The organism is Stenotrophomonas sp. WHRI 8082, from assembly GCF_040223995.2.
Taxonomy (GTDB): domain Bacteria; phylum Pseudomonadota; class Gammaproteobacteria; order Xanthomonadales; family Xanthomonadaceae; genus Stenotrophomonas.
In genome coordinates, this window is record NZ_CP167826.1 from 423,069 (window position 1) to 438,047 (window position 14,979).

Annotated in this window: 20 protein-coding genes and 1 other RNA gene; 11 read left to right on the forward strand and 10 right to left on the reverse strand. The window is 64.6% G+C overall.

Annotated features, from left to right (window positions below; genetic code table 11):
* Window positions 1-159: 159 nt before the first annotated feature.
* Both grpE and hrcA read right to left on the reverse strand, forming a co-directional pair.
* Window positions 160-669: a nucleotide exchange factor GrpE gene (gene grpE, locus ABRP17_RS01760; RefSeq protein WP_188324319.1), complete on the reverse strand. Its 510-nt coding sequence runs from the start codon at window positions 667-669 to the stop codon at window positions 160-162.
* A 63-nt stretch (window positions 670-732) separates the two neighbouring features.
* Complete coding sequence (gene hrcA, locus ABRP17_RS01765; protein WP_188324320.1) at window positions 733-1,797, reverse strand: heat-inducible transcriptional repressor HrcA; 1,065 nt, start codon at window positions 1,795-1,797, stop codon at window positions 733-735.
* Between the two features lie 115 nt (window positions 1,798-1,912).
* On the opposite strand from hrcA, the gene recN reads away from it, so the two are divergent.
* Window positions 1,913-3,574, forward strand: a complete 1,662-nt coding sequence (recN, locus tag ABRP17_RS01770; RefSeq protein WP_349985291.1) for a DNA repair protein RecN — start codon at window positions 1,913-1,915, stop codon at window positions 3,572-3,574.
* A 306-nt stretch (window positions 3,575-3,880) separates the two neighbouring features.
* Here recN and fur read toward each other — a convergent pair whose 3' ends face one another.
* Window positions 3,881-4,285 carry a ferric iron uptake transcriptional regulator gene (fur, locus tag ABRP17_RS01775; RefSeq protein ID WP_188324322.1) on the reverse strand — a complete coding sequence of 135 codons (405 nt, stop codon included), beginning with the start codon at window positions 4,283-4,285 and terminating at the stop codon, window positions 3,881-3,883.
* A gap of 103 nt (window positions 4,286-4,388) precedes the next feature.
* Here fur and ABRP17_RS01780 point away from each other — a divergent pair, with 103 nt between their 5' ends.
* Window positions 4,389-4,781 carry an outer membrane protein assembly factor BamE gene (locus tag ABRP17_RS01780; RefSeq protein WP_192093769.1) on the forward strand — a complete coding sequence of 131 codons (393 nt, stop codon included), beginning with the start codon at window positions 4,389-4,391 and terminating at the stop codon, window positions 4,779-4,781.
* Between the two features lie 71 nt (window positions 4,782-4,852).
* On the opposite strand, the gene ABRP17_RS01785 is transcribed toward ABRP17_RS01780, so the two are convergent.
* Window positions 4,853-5,116 carry an RnfH family protein gene (locus tag ABRP17_RS01785; protein ID WP_192080649.1) on the reverse strand — a complete coding sequence of 88 codons (264 nt, stop codon included), beginning with the start codon at window positions 5,114-5,116 and terminating at the stop codon, window positions 4,853-4,855.
* 4 nt (window positions 5,117-5,120) lie between these two features.
* On the reverse strand, window positions 5,121-5,549 hold the full coding sequence (locus ABRP17_RS01790) for a type II toxin-antitoxin system RatA family toxin (RefSeq protein WP_349985292.1): 429 nt from the start codon (window positions 5,547-5,549) through the stop codon (window positions 5,121-5,123).
* A 59-nt stretch (window positions 5,550-5,608) separates the two neighbouring features.
* Here ABRP17_RS01790 and smpB point away from each other — a divergent pair, with 59 nt between their 5' ends.
* Entirely contained in the window at window positions 5,609-6,112 is a 504-nt protein-coding gene (smpB, locus tag ABRP17_RS01795) for an SsrA-binding protein SmpB (protein ID WP_188324326.1), read from the forward strand.
* An 84-nt stretch (window positions 6,113-6,196) separates the two neighbouring features.
* Here the strand turns inward: smpB and ABRP17_RS01800 are convergent, their stop codons facing one another.
* Window positions 6,197-6,763 carry a hypothetical protein gene (locus tag ABRP17_RS01800; RefSeq protein WP_349985293.1) on the reverse strand — a complete coding sequence of 189 codons (567 nt, stop codon included), beginning with the start codon at window positions 6,761-6,763 and terminating at the stop codon, window positions 6,197-6,199.
* Window positions 6,764-6,992: 229 nt separating this feature from the next.
* On the opposite strand from ABRP17_RS01800, the gene ssrA reads away from it, so the two are divergent.
* The 5 genes from ssrA to ABRP17_RS01825 all read left to right on the forward strand — a co-directional run bounded on the left by ssrA (window position 6,993) and on the right by ABRP17_RS01825 (window position 9,692).
* Window positions 6,993-7,388: a transfer-messenger RNA gene (gene ssrA / locus ABRP17_RS01805) on the forward strand.
* A gap of 268 nt (window positions 7,389-7,656) precedes the next feature.
* On the forward strand, window positions 7,657-7,836 hold the full coding sequence (locus ABRP17_RS01810) for a type II toxin-antitoxin system HicA family toxin (RefSeq protein WP_349985294.1): 180 nt from the start codon (window positions 7,657-7,659) through the stop codon (window positions 7,834-7,836).
* On the forward strand, window positions 7,836-8,237 hold the full coding sequence (locus ABRP17_RS01815) for a type II toxin-antitoxin system HicB family antitoxin (RefSeq protein WP_349985295.1): 402 nt from the start codon (window positions 7,836-7,838) through the stop codon (window positions 8,235-8,237). Before ABRP17_RS01810 ends, ABRP17_RS01815 begins: the two co-directional genes overlap by 1 nt.
* 408 nt (window positions 8,238-8,645) lie before the next feature.
* Window positions 8,646-9,062 carry a hypothetical protein gene (locus tag ABRP17_RS01820; RefSeq protein ID WP_349985296.1) on the forward strand — a complete coding sequence of 139 codons (417 nt, stop codon included), beginning with the start codon at window positions 8,646-8,648 and terminating at the stop codon, window positions 9,060-9,062.
* Window positions 9,063-9,242: 180 nt separating this feature from the next.
* Complete coding sequence (locus ABRP17_RS01825; protein ID WP_349985297.1) at window positions 9,243-9,692, forward strand: response regulator; 450 nt, start codon at window positions 9,243-9,245, stop codon at window positions 9,690-9,692.
* 17 nt (window positions 9,693-9,709) lie between these two features.
* Here the strand turns inward: ABRP17_RS01825 and ABRP17_RS01830 are convergent, their stop codons facing one another.
* Window positions 9,710-10,243, reverse strand: a complete 534-nt coding sequence (locus tag ABRP17_RS01830) for a hypothetical protein (RefSeq protein WP_349985298.1) — start codon at window positions 10,241-10,243, stop codon at window positions 9,710-9,712.
* A 125-nt stretch (window positions 10,244-10,368) separates the two neighbouring features.
* Here ABRP17_RS01830 and ABRP17_RS01835 point away from each other — a divergent pair, with 125 nt between their 5' ends.
* Window positions 10,369-10,827 carry a VOC family protein gene (locus ABRP17_RS01835; protein WP_349985310.1) on the forward strand — a complete coding sequence of 153 codons (459 nt, stop codon included), beginning with the start codon at window positions 10,369-10,371 and terminating at the stop codon, window positions 10,825-10,827.
* Window positions 10,828-10,901: 74 nt separating this feature from the next.
* A complete protein-coding gene (locus ABRP17_RS01840) occupies window positions 10,902-11,183 on the forward strand; it encodes an excalibur calcium-binding domain-containing protein (protein WP_349985299.1) in 282 nt (93 codons plus the stop codon).
* 201 nt (window positions 11,184-11,384) lie between these two features.
* Here ABRP17_RS01840 and ABRP17_RS01845 read toward each other — a convergent pair whose 3' ends face one another.
* Window positions 11,385-11,558 carry a DUF1328 domain-containing protein gene (locus tag ABRP17_RS01845; RefSeq protein ID WP_042612362.1) on the reverse strand — a complete coding sequence of 58 codons (174 nt, stop codon included), beginning with the start codon at window positions 11,556-11,558 and terminating at the stop codon, window positions 11,385-11,387.
* A gap of 192 nt (window positions 11,559-11,750) precedes the next feature.
* Here ABRP17_RS01845 and ABRP17_RS01850 point away from each other — a divergent pair, with 192 nt between their 5' ends.
* Window positions 11,751-12,602 (forward strand): endonuclease/exonuclease/phosphatase family protein, encoded by an 852-nt coding sequence (locus ABRP17_RS01850; protein ID WP_349985300.1) that lies wholly within the window; start codon window positions 11,751-11,753, stop codon window positions 12,600-12,602.
* Between the two features lie 142 nt (window positions 12,603-12,744).
* Here the strand turns inward: ABRP17_RS01850 and ABRP17_RS01855 are convergent, their stop codons facing one another.
* Both ABRP17_RS01855 and ABRP17_RS01860 read right to left on the reverse strand, forming a co-directional pair.
* Entirely contained in the window at window positions 12,745-14,163 is a 1,419-nt protein-coding gene (locus tag ABRP17_RS01855; protein ID WP_188324336.1) for an efflux transporter outer membrane subunit, read from the reverse strand.
* Window positions 14,157-14,894, reverse strand: coding sequence for an SDR family oxidoreductase (locus tag ABRP17_RS01860; RefSeq protein ID WP_349985301.1), 738 nt, complete (start codon window positions 14,892-14,894; stop codon window positions 14,157-14,159). The genes ABRP17_RS01855 and ABRP17_RS01860 overlap by 7 nt, the downstream gene beginning before the upstream one ends.
* Between the last annotated feature and the right edge of the window lie 85 nt (window positions 14,895-14,979).

Below are 14,979 nucleotides of genomic sequence, written 5' to 3' on the forward strand. Positions count from 1 at the left end.
GCCTTTGCCTGCCGCTGGCCCTTGCCGTCTGCTGGCCTTTGCCAGGTAGAGCCGACTTCAGTCGGCTGCTCCTACCGAAGCCGACTGAAGTCGGCTCTACCGTCGGCTGCTGGTACCGAAGCCGACTGAAGTCGGCTACACCCTCGCCTGCCGCTGCGATCAGTCCCGCGCGACCACCACCAGCGCGGGGCGCAGCAGGCGGTCGTTGAGCTGGTAGCCCTTCTGGAACACCTGCACCACGCTGCCCGGTGCGGCGCCGTTGGCGTCTACCTGGCTGATGGCCTGATGGTGTTCCGGGTTGAACGGCTGGCCGGTCGGGTCCAACAGCACCAGGCCGTTGTCCGCGGCGACCTTCAGCAGCTGCTTGTAGGTCATTTCCAGACCATCGCGCAGCGGGCTGGCCTCTTCGCCCGCCGCCTTCAGGCCGGCGTCCAGGCTGTCGAACACGGGCAGCAGCTCGCCGAGCAGCTTTTCGTTGGCAAAGCGGCGGGCCTGTTCCACGTCACGGGCCACGCGCTTGCGCTGGTTGTCCAGGTCGGCGCGCTCACGCAGCGCATCGGCCTTGACCTGCTCCAGCTCCCCGCGCAGCTGCTCCAGCTGGTCGTGGTGGGCGGCAGCGGCCTCGTCGGCGGCCGGGTTGGATTCGATATCGTGCTGATCTTGGTTCATGTGCGTTTCCCTGGCGGTCACTCCCCGCCTCCATCCCACCTAGTGTGGGCGGGAAACTGCGTTTCAAGCGCTGCGTGGCACGGAGTTGACCGATCCGGGAGAAAAGGCCGCCCCCAGCACCTCGGCCGTGGCCTGCACCAGCGGAATCATGCGGTCGTAGGCCATCCGTTTGGGCCCGATCACCCCCAGCACCCCCAGCACCTGCCCGTCGGCGGTGTACGGTGCGGTGACCAGCGACATGCCTTTCAGCGGCACCACCCCGGTTTCTTCGCCGATGAAGATGCGCACGCCCGGCGCCTGGATGGTGCGCTCCAGCAGCTGCAGGATCTCCCGCTTGCTGGAGAACAGCTCGAACAGTTCGCGCAGGCGCTCCAGGTCGGTCAGGTCCTGCACGCCCATCAGGCGGGTCTGGCCGGCCACCAGCATGTCGTCGGCCGGCGGCTCCAGCGCCTGTTCGGCCAGCTCGATGCTGTGCGCCAGCAACTGCTCCATCTCGCTGCGGGTGTCGCGCAGTTCGTGCAGCAGGCGGCGGCGTATCTGCGCCAGCGGCACCCCGGCAAAGTGGGCATTGAGGTAATTGGCCACCTGCTCCAGCTCGCCCGGCTCCCAGGGCCGGCGGGCCTCGATCACCCGGTTCTGCACCTCGTTGTCGGCGAACACCACGATCGCCAGCACCCGGTGTGCGTCCAGCGCCACGAAATCGATCTGGCGGAAGGCAAACTGCCCTCGCCGGGGCGCGCTGACCACCCCGACGAAGTGACTCATCGCCGACAGCAGCTCCGATGCGCTGCCCAGCAGGGCCTGCGTACCGGCGCCGCTGGGCAGCTCGCTGCGCAGCCGGCTGAGGTCCTGTTCGCCCGGCGGATGCATCTGCACCAGGCTGTCGACGAATACCCGATAGCCATGCGCCGTGGGCACGCGACCGGCCGACGTGTGCGGCGAACTCAGCAGCCCCAGCTCTTCCAGGTCGCCCAGGATGTTGCGGATGGTTGCCGCACTGACGTCCAGCCCGGACGTGCGCGCAAGCGTTGCCGACCCGACCGGTTCGCCATCCTGGATGTGGCGGGCGATCAGGGTGCGCAGCAGATGGCGTGAACGTGGAGCAAGGTTGTCGAAAGACGACGGCATCGGATCAGCCTGTGAGACTCACACACTAGATAATGCCGGCATGCCCTCTTGGCAAGTCATTGGACCACCCCGTCGCCCGTGCTAGCGTTGCGCGGCTTGAGAGACTCAACGGACCATGCTTAGACATCTATCGATCAAGGATTTTGCCGTCGTACGCGCCACCGAACTCGAGTTCGGGCCCGGCATGACGGTGGTATCGGGCGAAACCGGCGCGGGCAAGTCGCTGATGGTGGACGCCCTCGGCTTCCTGGCAGGCCTTCGCGCCGACAGCGGCGTGGTGCGCCACGGTGCCGCGCGGGCGGAGCTTTCCGCCGAATTCGCGCTGGAACAGCTGGCCGCCGCACGGCGCTGGCTAGCCGACAACGAGCTGGACGACGACGAACACTGCCAACTGCGCCGGGTGATCCGCGCCGATGGCGGCTCGCGTGCGTGGATCAATGGCCGCCCGGTCACCCTGTCCCAGCTGACCGACCTGGCCTCGCTGCTGGTGGAAATCCACGGGCAGCACGAGCAACAGGCCCTGCTGACCCGGCCCTCGCAGCTTTCGCTGCTGGATGCCTACGCCGGCAACGCCGAAGAGCGCCGCGCCGTGCGCGTGGCCGCCGCCGCGTGGCAGACCCTGGTGGACGAGGCCGCCGCGTTGTCCCAGCAGGGCGATGTCAGCGACCGCATCGGCTTCCTGGAGCATCAGCTGCGGGAAATGGAACGCGAAGACCTGGAGCCCGATTCCATCACCGCGCTCGGTGCCAGCCACCGCCGCCAGGCGCACGCCAGCGCCCTGCTCAGTGCCTGCGACACGGCCACCACGCGGATCAACGGTGACGAAGACGCTTCCGCGCTGGGCCTGCTGGCGCAGGTGCGTGGTGACCTCGGCCGCCTGATCGAACACGATGCCCGGCTGGGCGACGTGGACGCACTGATCGACAGCGCCAGCATCCAGCTGCAGGAAGCACTGACCCTGCTGGACCGCGTGCACGACGATCTGGACGCCGATCCGGAGCAGTTCGAAGAAAACGAGCGCCGCTTGGGCCGTCTGCACGATCTGGCGCGTAAGCACCGGGTGCCGATGGAAGAACTCGGCCCGCAGCGCGACCGCATGCAGGCCGAAGTGGAGCAGCTGCAAGGGGCCGATGTGCGCCTGCAGAAGCTGGCCGGTGAAATCGAAAAAGCGGCTGCCGCATGGCGCGAACAGGCTGCCGTACTCAGCGCAGGCCGTCAGCGCGCTGCCGCGGAGCTGTCCACCACCACGACCGGGCTGATCGCCGAGCTGGGCATGGGCGGCGGCCAGTTCCTGATCCAGCTGGAACCGCAGGACGCCGGCAAGCCGGACCCGCAGGGTGCCGAGCGGGTGGAGTTCCTGGTGGCGGCCAACGCTGGCCAGCCGCCGCGACCACTGCGCAAGGTGGCCTCCGGCGGTGAGTTGTCACGGATCTCGCTGGCCATCGAAGTGGCCGCGCTGGATCTGGATGCCGTGCCGACCATGGTGTTCGACGAGGTCGATTCAGGTATCGGCGGCGCGGTGGCCGATATCGTGGGGCAGAAGCTGCGCGCCCTCGGCGAAAAGCGTCAGGTGCTATGCGTGACGCATCTGCCGCAGGTGGCCTCCAAAGGCCACGCACACTATCGCGTCAGCAAGGCGCCGGTCGACGGCATGACCCAGAGCGCGGTGGAAAAGCTGGACACCAAGGCCCGCGAAGAAGAACTCGCGCGGATGCTGGGCGGTGTCGAAGTCAGCAAAGAAGCCCGCGCCGCGGCGCGGAAGCTGCTGGCCGGCTGACATCTGGCCGCGCGCTACGGCAATGCTTCGGTAGCGCCGAGCCACGCTCGGCGGAATTTCACCGCGAACGGCCCGCTGCGCTCGCCGACCGTGGGTCGGCGCTACGGCTTCTGCTCACGCTCTGCGGATTCTCTCCGCGAACGGCCCGCTGCGCTCGCCGACCATGGGTCGGCGCTACGGGTTCTGTTCACGCTCGGTGGACTCTCCGCCGAAGGCCCGCTGCGCTCGCCGACCATGGGTCGGCGCTACGGATTCCGGCGTTTCGGATTCTGCTTCGGTAGCGCCGAGCCGTGCTCGGCGGACGCCTCAGCGGCGCTTCTTGCGCACGTACAGCACCAGCGAGTGCTCTTCGAGCTCGTAGCCATGATCTGATGCGATCTTGCGCTGAAGCTCTTCGATCTCCGCACTTTCGAACTCGATCACGTTGCCCGAGTCCACGTCCACCATGTGGTCGTGATGGCCGCCGCGGTCCAGCTCATAGACGGCCTGGCCGCCTTCGAAATTGTGTTTCAGCACCAGGCCAGCGGCCTCGAACTGGGTCAGCACCCGGTACACCGTGGCCAAGCCGATTTCATCACCGTGCTCAAGCAGCTGGCGATAGATGTCTTCGGCGGTCATGTGGTGCTGGGCAGTGCGCTCAAGCAGTGCAAGTATCCGCATCCGAGGATGGGTCACCTTCAGGCCGACTTTACGCAGGTCGTGGGTTTCCATAGGTCTCCGTTCATTGGCGATTTAGCGCCAGCTGCCTCGGATTGGGTCGCGGTGGCACGCCGGGAGTGTATCATCGGATCGATTTCCCCAAACGCGATTCCCGATGCGCAATCTCCTGCTGGTCGCCGCCGTTGCCCTGTCCACCACGGGCTGCGGCATCATCTATAAGCAACCCATCTATCAGGGCAACCTGATCCGGGAAGATGCCGTGTCCAAGCTGCAGGTGGGGCAGAGCAAGCAGCAGGTCAATGCCCTGCTCGGCACCCCGTCCATTGAAGATCCGTTCCACGCCCAGCGCTGGGACTACGCAGCCAGCCAGCGTATCGACCGCGTCGGCCGCACGGAAACGAAGAACTTCACCGTCTACTTCGAAAACGATGCCGTCACCCGCTGGGAAGGCGACTACTTCCCCGCGCAGGACTCCAAGCTGGCCACGCAGACCGTCCGCCAGTTCGGTCGCAACCTGCCGAAGGAAAAGAAGAAGGGCGGCGGCTGATCCCGCCTGGTCGGTAGTGACGGCCGCTGGCCGTCATGACCGGCCGCCGGCCCCGACATCCCACCGTAAGACTACTTCGGCTGCGCCTTCGCGCGCCGCCGGCGGTTGTCCTTGGGATCGGCCAGCAGTGGCCGCAACAGCTCCACCCGGTCAGCGTCCTGCAGGATCTGCCCGGGTGTAGCCAGTACACCATGCACCGCGACCGCAGGGCATTCCGCACTGCCCTCCAACGCAGCCGCCGCGACCGCATCGGCCACCGTGGCGTCTTCAGCCAGTTCCAGCGCGCGATGCAGCACGCGGTCGGGCCAAGCCAGTACCACTTCCACGCGGATCATCGGATCAATCCTGCTCGTCTGCCACGCGCACGAAGTCGTTGACCATGCGGTCGGCCAGCCCCTGGAAACCCAAAGCGAGCGCGGGCGCCAACAAGCGGGATTTCGGCTCGAATTCCAGCTCCAGGCTGACCTTGCAGGCATCTTCGGCCAGCGAATGGAACGCCCAGCGGCCATGTAGGCTCTTGAACGGACCATCGCGCAGCTGCATATCGATACGCTGCGGGCGTACCAGCGTGTTCTCGGTCATGAACCAGGTGGAGAACGAGCCCAGCCCCAGGTCCAGGCGCGCAACGAGGCGATCATCGCCCTGCTCCAGGATCTGCGCAGCCGAGCACCAACGGAACCGGCGCGGGTAGGCGGCGATATCGTTGACAAGATCAAACATGCGCGCCGCGGAGTGTTCGACCAGGGCGCTTCGACGAATGGTAGGCATTTCAGAGTTTTGGCTGCAGGTGATCGACCGGGCGGGCCCGAATCGGAGACAATACGGGAATGAGCAAGAACGACGGCAAGGATAAAGCAAAGAACGCGACGGCCAACAAGACCATCGCGTTGAACAAGCGTGCCCGGCACGAGTACCACATCGAGGAGCGCTTCGAGGCGGGCCTTGCGCTGCAGGGCTGGGAGGTCAAATCCATCCGTGCCGGCCGCGGCAACATCGTGGATGCCTACGCGTACGTGAAGCAGGGCGAGATCTTCCTGATCGGCGCGCAGATCACCCCGCTGATCCAGGCCTCCAGCCACTTCGTGGCCGTGGACCGCCGCGAGCGTAAGCTGCTGCTGCACCGGAGCGAGATCGACAAGCTGGTCGGCAAGGTGGAGCGCGACGGCTACACCATCGTCCCCACCGCGATGTACTGGAGCAAGAACAAGATCAAGCTGGAAGTGGCGCTGGCCAAGGGCAAGCAGGACCACGACAAACGCGATGCCGCCAAGGACCGCGAATGGGCAATCGAAAAGTCACGCGTCATGCGTCGGGGCAACCGCGACGCATGACCGACGTCGTACTCCGGCGACCAACTTCTTACTCCGGTAGCGCCGAGCCACGCTCGGCGGACCCTCACCGCAGCTCGTACGCCGTCAGGCCTTGACCGCCCCACCCTGCATCTGCGGCGCCAACGCTGCATGCATCACGGCAAGATGCATCACTACCGCAAGCTCGTCGGCGTGGCTGTCATCGCCTGCCGTCCAGCTGCGCGCCAGACGCGCCGCGTCACCCGGCAGCAGCGCCAGCAACCGGTTGTCGTCCATCGCATCTGCGGCCTGCTGCAGGCGGCGCGACAAGCGGCGTGCCTGCAGCACATGGGTCAGCGCACTCACCCCGGCCAGCGCCAGCAGCGCGATCGCCAGCCCGTGCTCGAACCATTGCGACAGCACATCAGGCTCCGGCGCCCACGCCAACAGTCCCAGCAGCACCAACCCCAGCAGCCGCCAGTAGCCCAGCGACGGACGCTTTCTGCGCGGCCAATGCACCACGACGGCACTGGCCAACAGCGCCATCGCGGCCGACGCGGGCAGTTCGATCAGACACGCCGCAGCCACCAGCGCTGCCAGGACCGTCCATACCCAACCCGGCGGTACCGCACGGCGCAGATAGCCAATGCCCACGGGGCCAACCAGCTGCCGAAGACTGCGCTTGTTCGTCATCTCCACCCACACGTCTCCTGCTTCGTGTTCCCAGCGTGACCACACGTGACCACAATGGTGTCGCAAATGGCTCCTCAAGACGTTAACAGTTCGATATGTAGGCCTGCTACCAGAAATCGCGCTTTTGCGTGACTGTTCAGCCGGATTGGCGTAGCATCGGTCTCGTTGGGCAGCCTCGTTCCTGCAGCACCGGAATCTGGCCAGTACTTGCAAGCACTTGTTTGAAACCGGGGGTGCATTGGTTTCGACGGGGGTTGTGAAGTCGCTTGGCGCATGCCGAGGGTGTAGCTTTCCTCGTAAATCCAGCTGCAAAACTCTAGTTGCCAACGACGACAACTACGCTTCGGATTTCGCAGTCGCAGCCTAACGGTTGACCTGCGTCATCCTTCGCCGCCTTAGGTGAAGCCTCGAAACTGCCTGTGTCCATGCTAGCAGCGTAGAGTCATTATCATGGAATCGAGCTGGGCGGCTGCCTGTCAGTCCAGCACTAGAACACAGCAGGCTTGTTCCGGGATGTGCTTCGCACACCGTGCTGTTCCGGAACGAAATCCAACGGTGAGCTAAGCATGTAGAGCTGGGGATGGAGTGCCTTCGGACGGCGGTTCAATTCCGCCCACCTCCACCATTGATTGGCTCCTTCGGGAGCCGCGAGAAGCCGGGATCCTTCGTCAAAAAGGGGATCTCGGCTTTTTTGTTGGACGTGATTCGTAACGAAGCCTTCTTGCTCTGCCTGGCGCATCGGCCTTGGCTTTGCACCATGCCTCTGGGACAAGGCCAAGCGTCTCAAGCGCCGCATTGACGCGAGCGCGCATATCCCGCATAAGCCTTGAGGTTTACTTCAAAATTATTGTGTAGACTTGTGTAGAGGCAATGCGTGTGCGTACATAGTTCCCATGGACAGCCGCACACTGCTCAAGCAACTACTGGCCGATGGGTTTGCAGTCGTCTGTACACGTGGCAGCCATCACAAGCTTCGTAAAGCAGATCGTGTTGTCGTCCTTCCGCACCCGAAGAAGGACTTACCTATCGGAACCGTCCGAAACATTTATCGGCAGGCCGGATGGAGGACCTGATGCTCTACCCCGTTTATGTGCACCACGATGCAGGCTCTGCCTATGGTGTCACCATCCCGGATCTGCCAGGCGTCTTTACCGCCGCGGATGAATCAGCGGACATCCCTCGCATGGTGCAAGAGGCCGTCGAAGCAAGGTATGAGGGCGAATCAGCAGGCCCTGCTGTCGCATCGTCGCTGGAACGTTATAGTCAAAGCGATGAGTACACGGGCGGATTCTGGATGCTGGTGGACGTCGACCTGTCCAGGCTCAGCACGCGCGCCGTCCGGTTGAATATCAGCCTGCCGGAGTACCTGGTGGGTCGAATCGACCAAGCTGCTGCATCCCGCCGCATGTCTCGATCCGCATATCTAGCGCTTGCGGCGGAGCATGAACTGGGTGGTGACTCGCTCCGCCCTTGATCGGGTGACGTAAGGGCATCGGCTCAACGCCGTCATCGCTCGCATCATGGTGAGGCCAGACGCGTCACCGACAATGGTAGAGCAGCGCCCCGAGCGCGCTCCCGATCACCTGACTTCGCAATTTTCCTCATGGACGCAGGCACTTGCCCTGCGCACGATGGATCCGCTGGCGCCCTACGGCACCAGTCGGGATTGGCATCCTGTTATCGCTTAGAACCGTTGACTCTGTTCTGCCCCTCGGGGCACGGCGGAGAATGCACTGCATCGCCTACCGACTCTTGCGGCGGGCGATGCGTGGGGATCCCTGATCCGCCGGTTTATGGTTCTTAGCGTCCGGTATGCCAACCCGCATCGCCTGCCACCTCGCGCCTTGGCGCAGGTGGCCTTCATGTAATGCGAGGCATACCGATGGAATCGCAGTACCCGCTGGGCGCCAAGCGCCTACACGCCCTGCTTGGCGACAAGATGCATTCGTTTCCTCCCCGCTTCATTGAAAAGCTGGAACGGACGCTGGAAGAGCATGAGCGGGAGCAGATCGCCCGCACCGGCACGGTGCACCTGAAACTGGTGCCCGACGTGGCCGACGACGCCCCACTACTGGGCGCAGATGCATTCAGCGATCTCAAACGACACAGTAAGGTCGCCATCCCGCTTCGCACCCTGCAGGGCTTGGCGTCTATCTTCGAGATCCTGCACGCGGTGCATCTGGCCAAGCAGGACGGCGATCCCGAAGGCGTCCTGAGCGAACACCTGGTGGAGGGGCTGATTGTCAGTGGCCGGGCGATGGTGAAGTCGGCCTCTGCTACGACCTTCAACGCGTCCTGATGCACTGACCGGGTGGCTTGGCATGCGCCTTATGCCCCGCCCCATACCTACACGCACCCTTAACTTAATTGTTAAGATTAACCGTTAAGGAACTTACTGACATTCCCTATCGGTCATGCAAAGCTATGCGCCCTTCCCGGCGCCAGGGCAACCGGCGCACTGATTGATCAAGGACGCTCCATGAAAGACCTGCGACCGATTCTGCTCGTAGAAGACAGCATGAAAGATGCTGAGCTGACGATGGCCGCCTTGGCGCGGTGCCAGCTGCTGAACCCCGTCGTGCACGTACGGGATGGCCAAGAAGCGCTGGATTATCTGCGCAGCCATGGACCGTATGCAGGCGCGTTGCACGGCGGTCCCGTCGTCGTGCTGTTGGACCTGAAACTGCCCAAATTGAATGGACTGGAAGTGCTCGCCGAGATCCGCGGCGATGCCCTGCTGAAGAGCACCCCGGTCGTGATGCTGACCTCGTCGCGCCAGGAGCGCGATCTGGTGAAGAGCTACGATTCCGGCGTGAATGCGTTCGTGGTCAAGCCAATCGACTTCAATGAGTTTCTGGAAGCGGTACAGGAGCTGGGAATGTTCTGGGGCGTCACCAACCAGCCGCCGCCGTTCGTGCCTACCGCCTGACCCTCAGACATTCGGAGTCAGGCCCGCACGCGGCGATACGCCTTCAGTATCAGCGGATAGGTGAGCAGATGGGTTGCGGCCGAAAGCAGGGCCGCAACCAGTCCGACCAAGGTGGGAAGCACAGCACCGAACGTAAAGGCCATGCCCAGCACGAAGCCGAACAGATACTCCGCGCGGTAAACCGGCAGCACCAGACCCGACAAGACAAGGCCGAGGAAGATGATGGACGCGGCGTACTCGTGCCCGGTGGTAAACGCGACCGAAAGCGCAACGCCGACGACCAGTGCGCCGACGGCTGCGATGAGGGCACGCGACACCGCCGATGAGGTGCGGGGGCGTTGACGGGCGATGGACCACCCTGCGGTTGCACCCAGCAGCGGCAGCATCAGCACGCCCCACCAATTGGATATTGCGGGAAGGTCGGCATGGTTGAGCAGATGGTGGCTTTTGACGCCGCCGTGCAGGTACTCCCATGCGACGAACGCCAGCGCGGCAGCAGCGCCGAGGGCCGCCAAGGCCAGCGTCAGCCGGCGATCATTGTTTACCTGCATGGCGCTTCCCCGGAGTATGCCGCGCTGGATGCGGACGATGTGCATGTTGACCCGATAGTAGAGACCGGCGCCGGCGCGGGAACGTGCCGCGCGGCAGGGTGACTTCCGGCGACGGGGCCTTGCCCGTGGGCGCCAGCGGTGCTGCATCGCAGAGGCAGATTCGCAGCTATGCTCTGCTCATCTTTCTCGCCGGGCCGCCCATGTTCCATCACCTTTCTCTGGCCGTCCTTGACCTTGCGCGTGCTGGCCGCTTCTACGACGCCGCGCTGGGCGCCTTGGGTTACCGCCGTGTTTTCGACGGCGATGAATCGATCGGCTATGGGCTGGTGGATGGCCAGGATCTGCTGCTGCTCAATCTTTCAGCGGACGCCAGGCCGCCGGCAGACGGTTTCCATATTGCGTTTGCAGCCGCTTCGCACGGCCAGATCGACGCCTTCCACCACGACGGGCTGGCTGCCGGCGGTCAGGACAATGGCGTGCCCGGGCTGCGGCCGGAATACGGCGAGCACTACTACGCGGGCTTTCTGATCGACCCAGATGGATATCGGGTTGAGGCGGTGATCACCGTGGCCGTCACCCGATGAACCGGGCCCGTGACGATGGGCCTGTGCGATGGCTGCAGTGCGCTGTGCTGGCCGGCGCCCTCGTTGTGGCGGAGATGGCTGAGGGGCATAGCGGCGGGTTGAACAAGCAGGGATGCCATACCAATCGGGCGACAGGGGATTATCACTGCCATGGCGGCGGCGCAGCAGCCGCCCTGCCCCGCCCTGTGGATCGGCAGAACTTCAACGCGCCGCGTGCGCGTGGCGGGGCGTTCAAGAACTGCACGGAAGCACGGGCGGCGGGTGCGGCGCCGGTGCGTCGGGGAGACCCGGGGTATGGGCCGCATCTGGACCGGGATAATGATGGTGTGGGGTGTGAGCCGTATCGGGGGCGTTGAGTGGCTCGTTTGAAGTGACTGGCGCGGGTGGAAGAGCAGCCGATGGAAGGGCAGCCGACTGAAGTCGGCTCTACCGCGTGGGATGTACCGCGTTGGATGTACCCCGTCGCCGGATGCACCGTCGCCGATACCCTCAACGCAGAAAAGGCCGCCCTTTTAGGGGCGGCCTTTTCGTTTGTTGCGCGGGCTTTAGGCGCGCGACTAGGTGACTTTCTTGGCGATGGTCATGCCCAGCAGGAACAGCACCACGGCGATGATGATGCCGGCCCAGAACAGGAACTTGGCGATGCCGACCGAGGCGCCGGCGATGCCGCCGAAGCCGAGTGCACCGGCAATGAGGCCGATGATGGCGAAGATGATGGCCCACTTGATCATGTGATTCCTTCCAACAAGGAGTGCGTGTTGGAGAAACCTTAACGAGGATCGCGTCGTTCAGGGGTGAGCCTGTCGCCTGCATTGGGTGAAGATCAGATGCGACTCGGCAAACCAGCCATTCCGGCACATCCCCTTCCCTGCCCCCCATGCGACTCTTGCCTGCAAACGATTTCACGGAATGGAGGGATTCCCATGTTGAACCGCCTGCGGCGCCCTGCCGCATTACTTCTTCTGGCGCTGGCTTTGCCGGCAGCCGCTGCTACGCCGCCGCCCCCGTTGAAGGTGATGTCCTTCAATGTGCGTACGCCAGCAGATACCGCGCCCGGCAAGCGCTGGATGGACCGCCGGGAGGCCTTGGTGACCACCATCCGCCAAGCGCATCCGGCGGTGATGGGTACGCAGGAACTGGTGAAGGAACAGGCGGATTACCTGGCCTCGCAGTTGCCCGATTACCGCTGGTTCGGCGAAGGCCGACGCGGTGGCGATGACGATGAGCACATGGGCGTGTTCTACGACAGCAAGGCGGTGGCGTTGGAGCAATCGGGTAATTTCTGGCTGTCCGATACGCCGGACGTGGCCGGCAGCATCAGCTGGGGCAACCTGTTTCCGCGCATGGTGACGTGGGGGTTGTTCCGTCGCGTGGAGGATGGGCGGCGCTTCTATCTGTTCAATACCCACCTGCCCTATCGTGATGAAGATGAGCCGCGTCGGGTCCGTGGAGCGCAGGCGATCGTGGCGCACCTGAAGACTTTGCCGGCAGACATTCCTGTCGTGGTCACGGGTGACTTCAACAGTGAGCCGGGCGGACCCACATACGCTGCGTTTACGGGTGCGTTGACGGATGCGCGCACGCAGGTGGCTGCACCGCGTGGGCCGAAGAATACGTTCCATGATTTCACCGGCAAGGCGACCACGGAACTGGATTGGGTGCTGGTGCGTGGGTTCACCGCGCGGGATTTCGCCACGGTCGATGCGCGGGTGGGCGGAATACTGCCGTCGGATCATTTCCCGCTGGTGGTGGAGCTGGAGTGGGACGCGAAGTAGCGCCGAGTCGTACTCGGCGGGTGTTCGTTGAGAGCGCCGCTGCGCTCGCCGAGCATGGCTCGGCGCTACCGGGACACAGGCAGCATATCGGTAGCGCCGACCCAGGGTCGGCGAGCGCAGTGGCGAGACCGTACCCTACGGGTCACTGTGCCAGGGCGATGCTCGGCTGTGCAGCTTGGCCCCAGCCGCCGAGGGCTTTGTACACGCCGACGACGCTGACGTTGACCTCGGCTTCGGCGGCGGCCAGGGCGTCGTCCGCCACCAGTTGCGTGCGCTGGGCATCGAGCAGGGTCAGGAAGTCTTCCGACCCTTCGCGATAGCGGACCTGCGCCAGCGTTTCGGCACGCCGCGCCGCCTGCGCCTGCTCGGCGACGATCGCCAGCCGGGCCTGCTGCTTGGAATAGCGCGTCAACGCGTTTTCAGTGTCTTCCAGCGCGAGCAACACAGCCTGTTCGTATTGCGCAGCCACGCCATCGGCTTCGGCCTTGCTGGCCTTCAACCGCGCACGCACGGTGCCGAAATCAAACGCGGCCCAGCTCAGCTGCGGGGTCAATGACCATGCCTTGTTGCTGCCGCTGATCAATCCGCTGGCATCGCCGCCGAGGAAGCCGACAAAGCCGGTCAGTGACAGGCGCGGGAACAGGTCTGCGGTGGCCACGCCGATGCGTGCGGTGGCCGCAGCGAGGCGACGCTCGGCCACGCGCACATCCGCGCGCTGACGCAGCAGTTCGCGGGTGTCACCCAGTGGCAGCGCCTTGGCGAAGGCCGGCATGTCGCGCGGGGCGAGCATGCCGTCCAGCGATTCCGGACGCAGTCCCAGCAGCACCGCCAGGCGATGGCGCGACTGGGTCTGTGCCACTTCCAGCAGCGGGATGTCGGCCTCGATGGCCTTCAAGCGTGCACGGCTGCTCTGCACGTCCAGCTCGCTGCCCGCACCCAGTTCCCAGCGGGTTTCGGTCAGCTTCTGGGTGTCACGCAGGTTGCCCAGGGTCTGCTCGGCCACGGCGATGCGCTTCTGCGTACCGCGCAGCTCGAAGTAGTTGCGCGCTACTTCAGCGGCGACCAGTACCTGTGCATCGGCCAGGTTCGCCCACTCGGCGTCCAGATCCGCGCGGGCGGCTTCCGCGGCGCGGCGCTGGCGTCCGAACAGGTCCAGCTCCCAGCCGGCATCGAAGCCCAGCTGGTAGCTTTCGCTGAAGACACGCTCGCCACCGGCCAGCGTTTCCGGCTGCTTGCGGCGATCGTACGCGCCACCGGCAGTGACATGCGGTGCTTGGTCGAGGCGGCGTTCAACGAACACCGCACGCGCCTGCTGCACGCGCGATACCGACACGCGCAGATCCAGGTTGTCAGCCAGCGCGCGATGCACCAGTTCTTCCAGCACCGGATCGTCAAACTGTGCCCACCAGGTGGCTACCGGCGACTCGGTGCTGTACACCGGTGCCGCAGCCCCCTGCAGGGCCACCGGTGCTTCCACCGGTGCTTTGTAGTTGGGTCCGACGGTCACGCAGCCAGCCAGCAGCACGCTGGACAGGGCGACCGCCAAGGTTTTGATTACCACGGCAGCACCTCGCCCAGGTAGGTGAAGCTGCCATTCGGGCCGTCGGCATCCAGCAGCGCCATCTGCACGCTGGACTGCGCGCCTACGGATACCTCGACCTCGCCTTCGCCACCGTTCATGTCGGTCTTTACGTAACCGGGGTGCACGGTGTTGACCTTGTGCGCGGTGTCGCGCAGTTCATAGGCCAGGTGTGCGGTCCATGCATTCACTGCGCTCTTGGACACGTCGTAGGCCGGTACCTTGAAGTCATAGATCGGCGAGCCCGGCTGGCTGTGCAGGGTCACCGAACCCAGCAGGCTGGACACGTTGACGATGCGCGCAGCAGCCGATTCGCGCAGCAGCGGCAGGAATGCCTGGGTGACGGCTACCAGTGCGAAGACGTTGGTATCGAAGGTGGTGCGCCACGTCTCCAACGACTGCTGCGAAGGTGCCTTGCTCATGTCGTCGATCATGATGCCGGCGTTGTTGACCAGGATGTCCAGACGGCCGTGGCGCTGGCGCACCTGCTCCACTGCAGCAGCCACGCTGGCTTCATCGGTGACGTCCAGTTCGATGGCTTCCACCGGCAGGCCTTCGGCCTGCAGTTTCAGTGCGACGGCCACGGCGGTGTCACGCTTGCGACCAGCCAGCAGCGTGTGCACGCCGGCCTGCGCCAGCTGGCGCACGGTCTCGGTGCCGATGCCACGGGTGGCGCCGGTGACCAGCGCGATCTTGTTCGTATGTGCGTTCATTGTTTCAATCCTTGCAGCTTGAAAGAGGGTTCCGGGAGCCGCCGAGCATGGCTCGGCGCTACCGGGGTCAGGTCAGGAGCGTCGC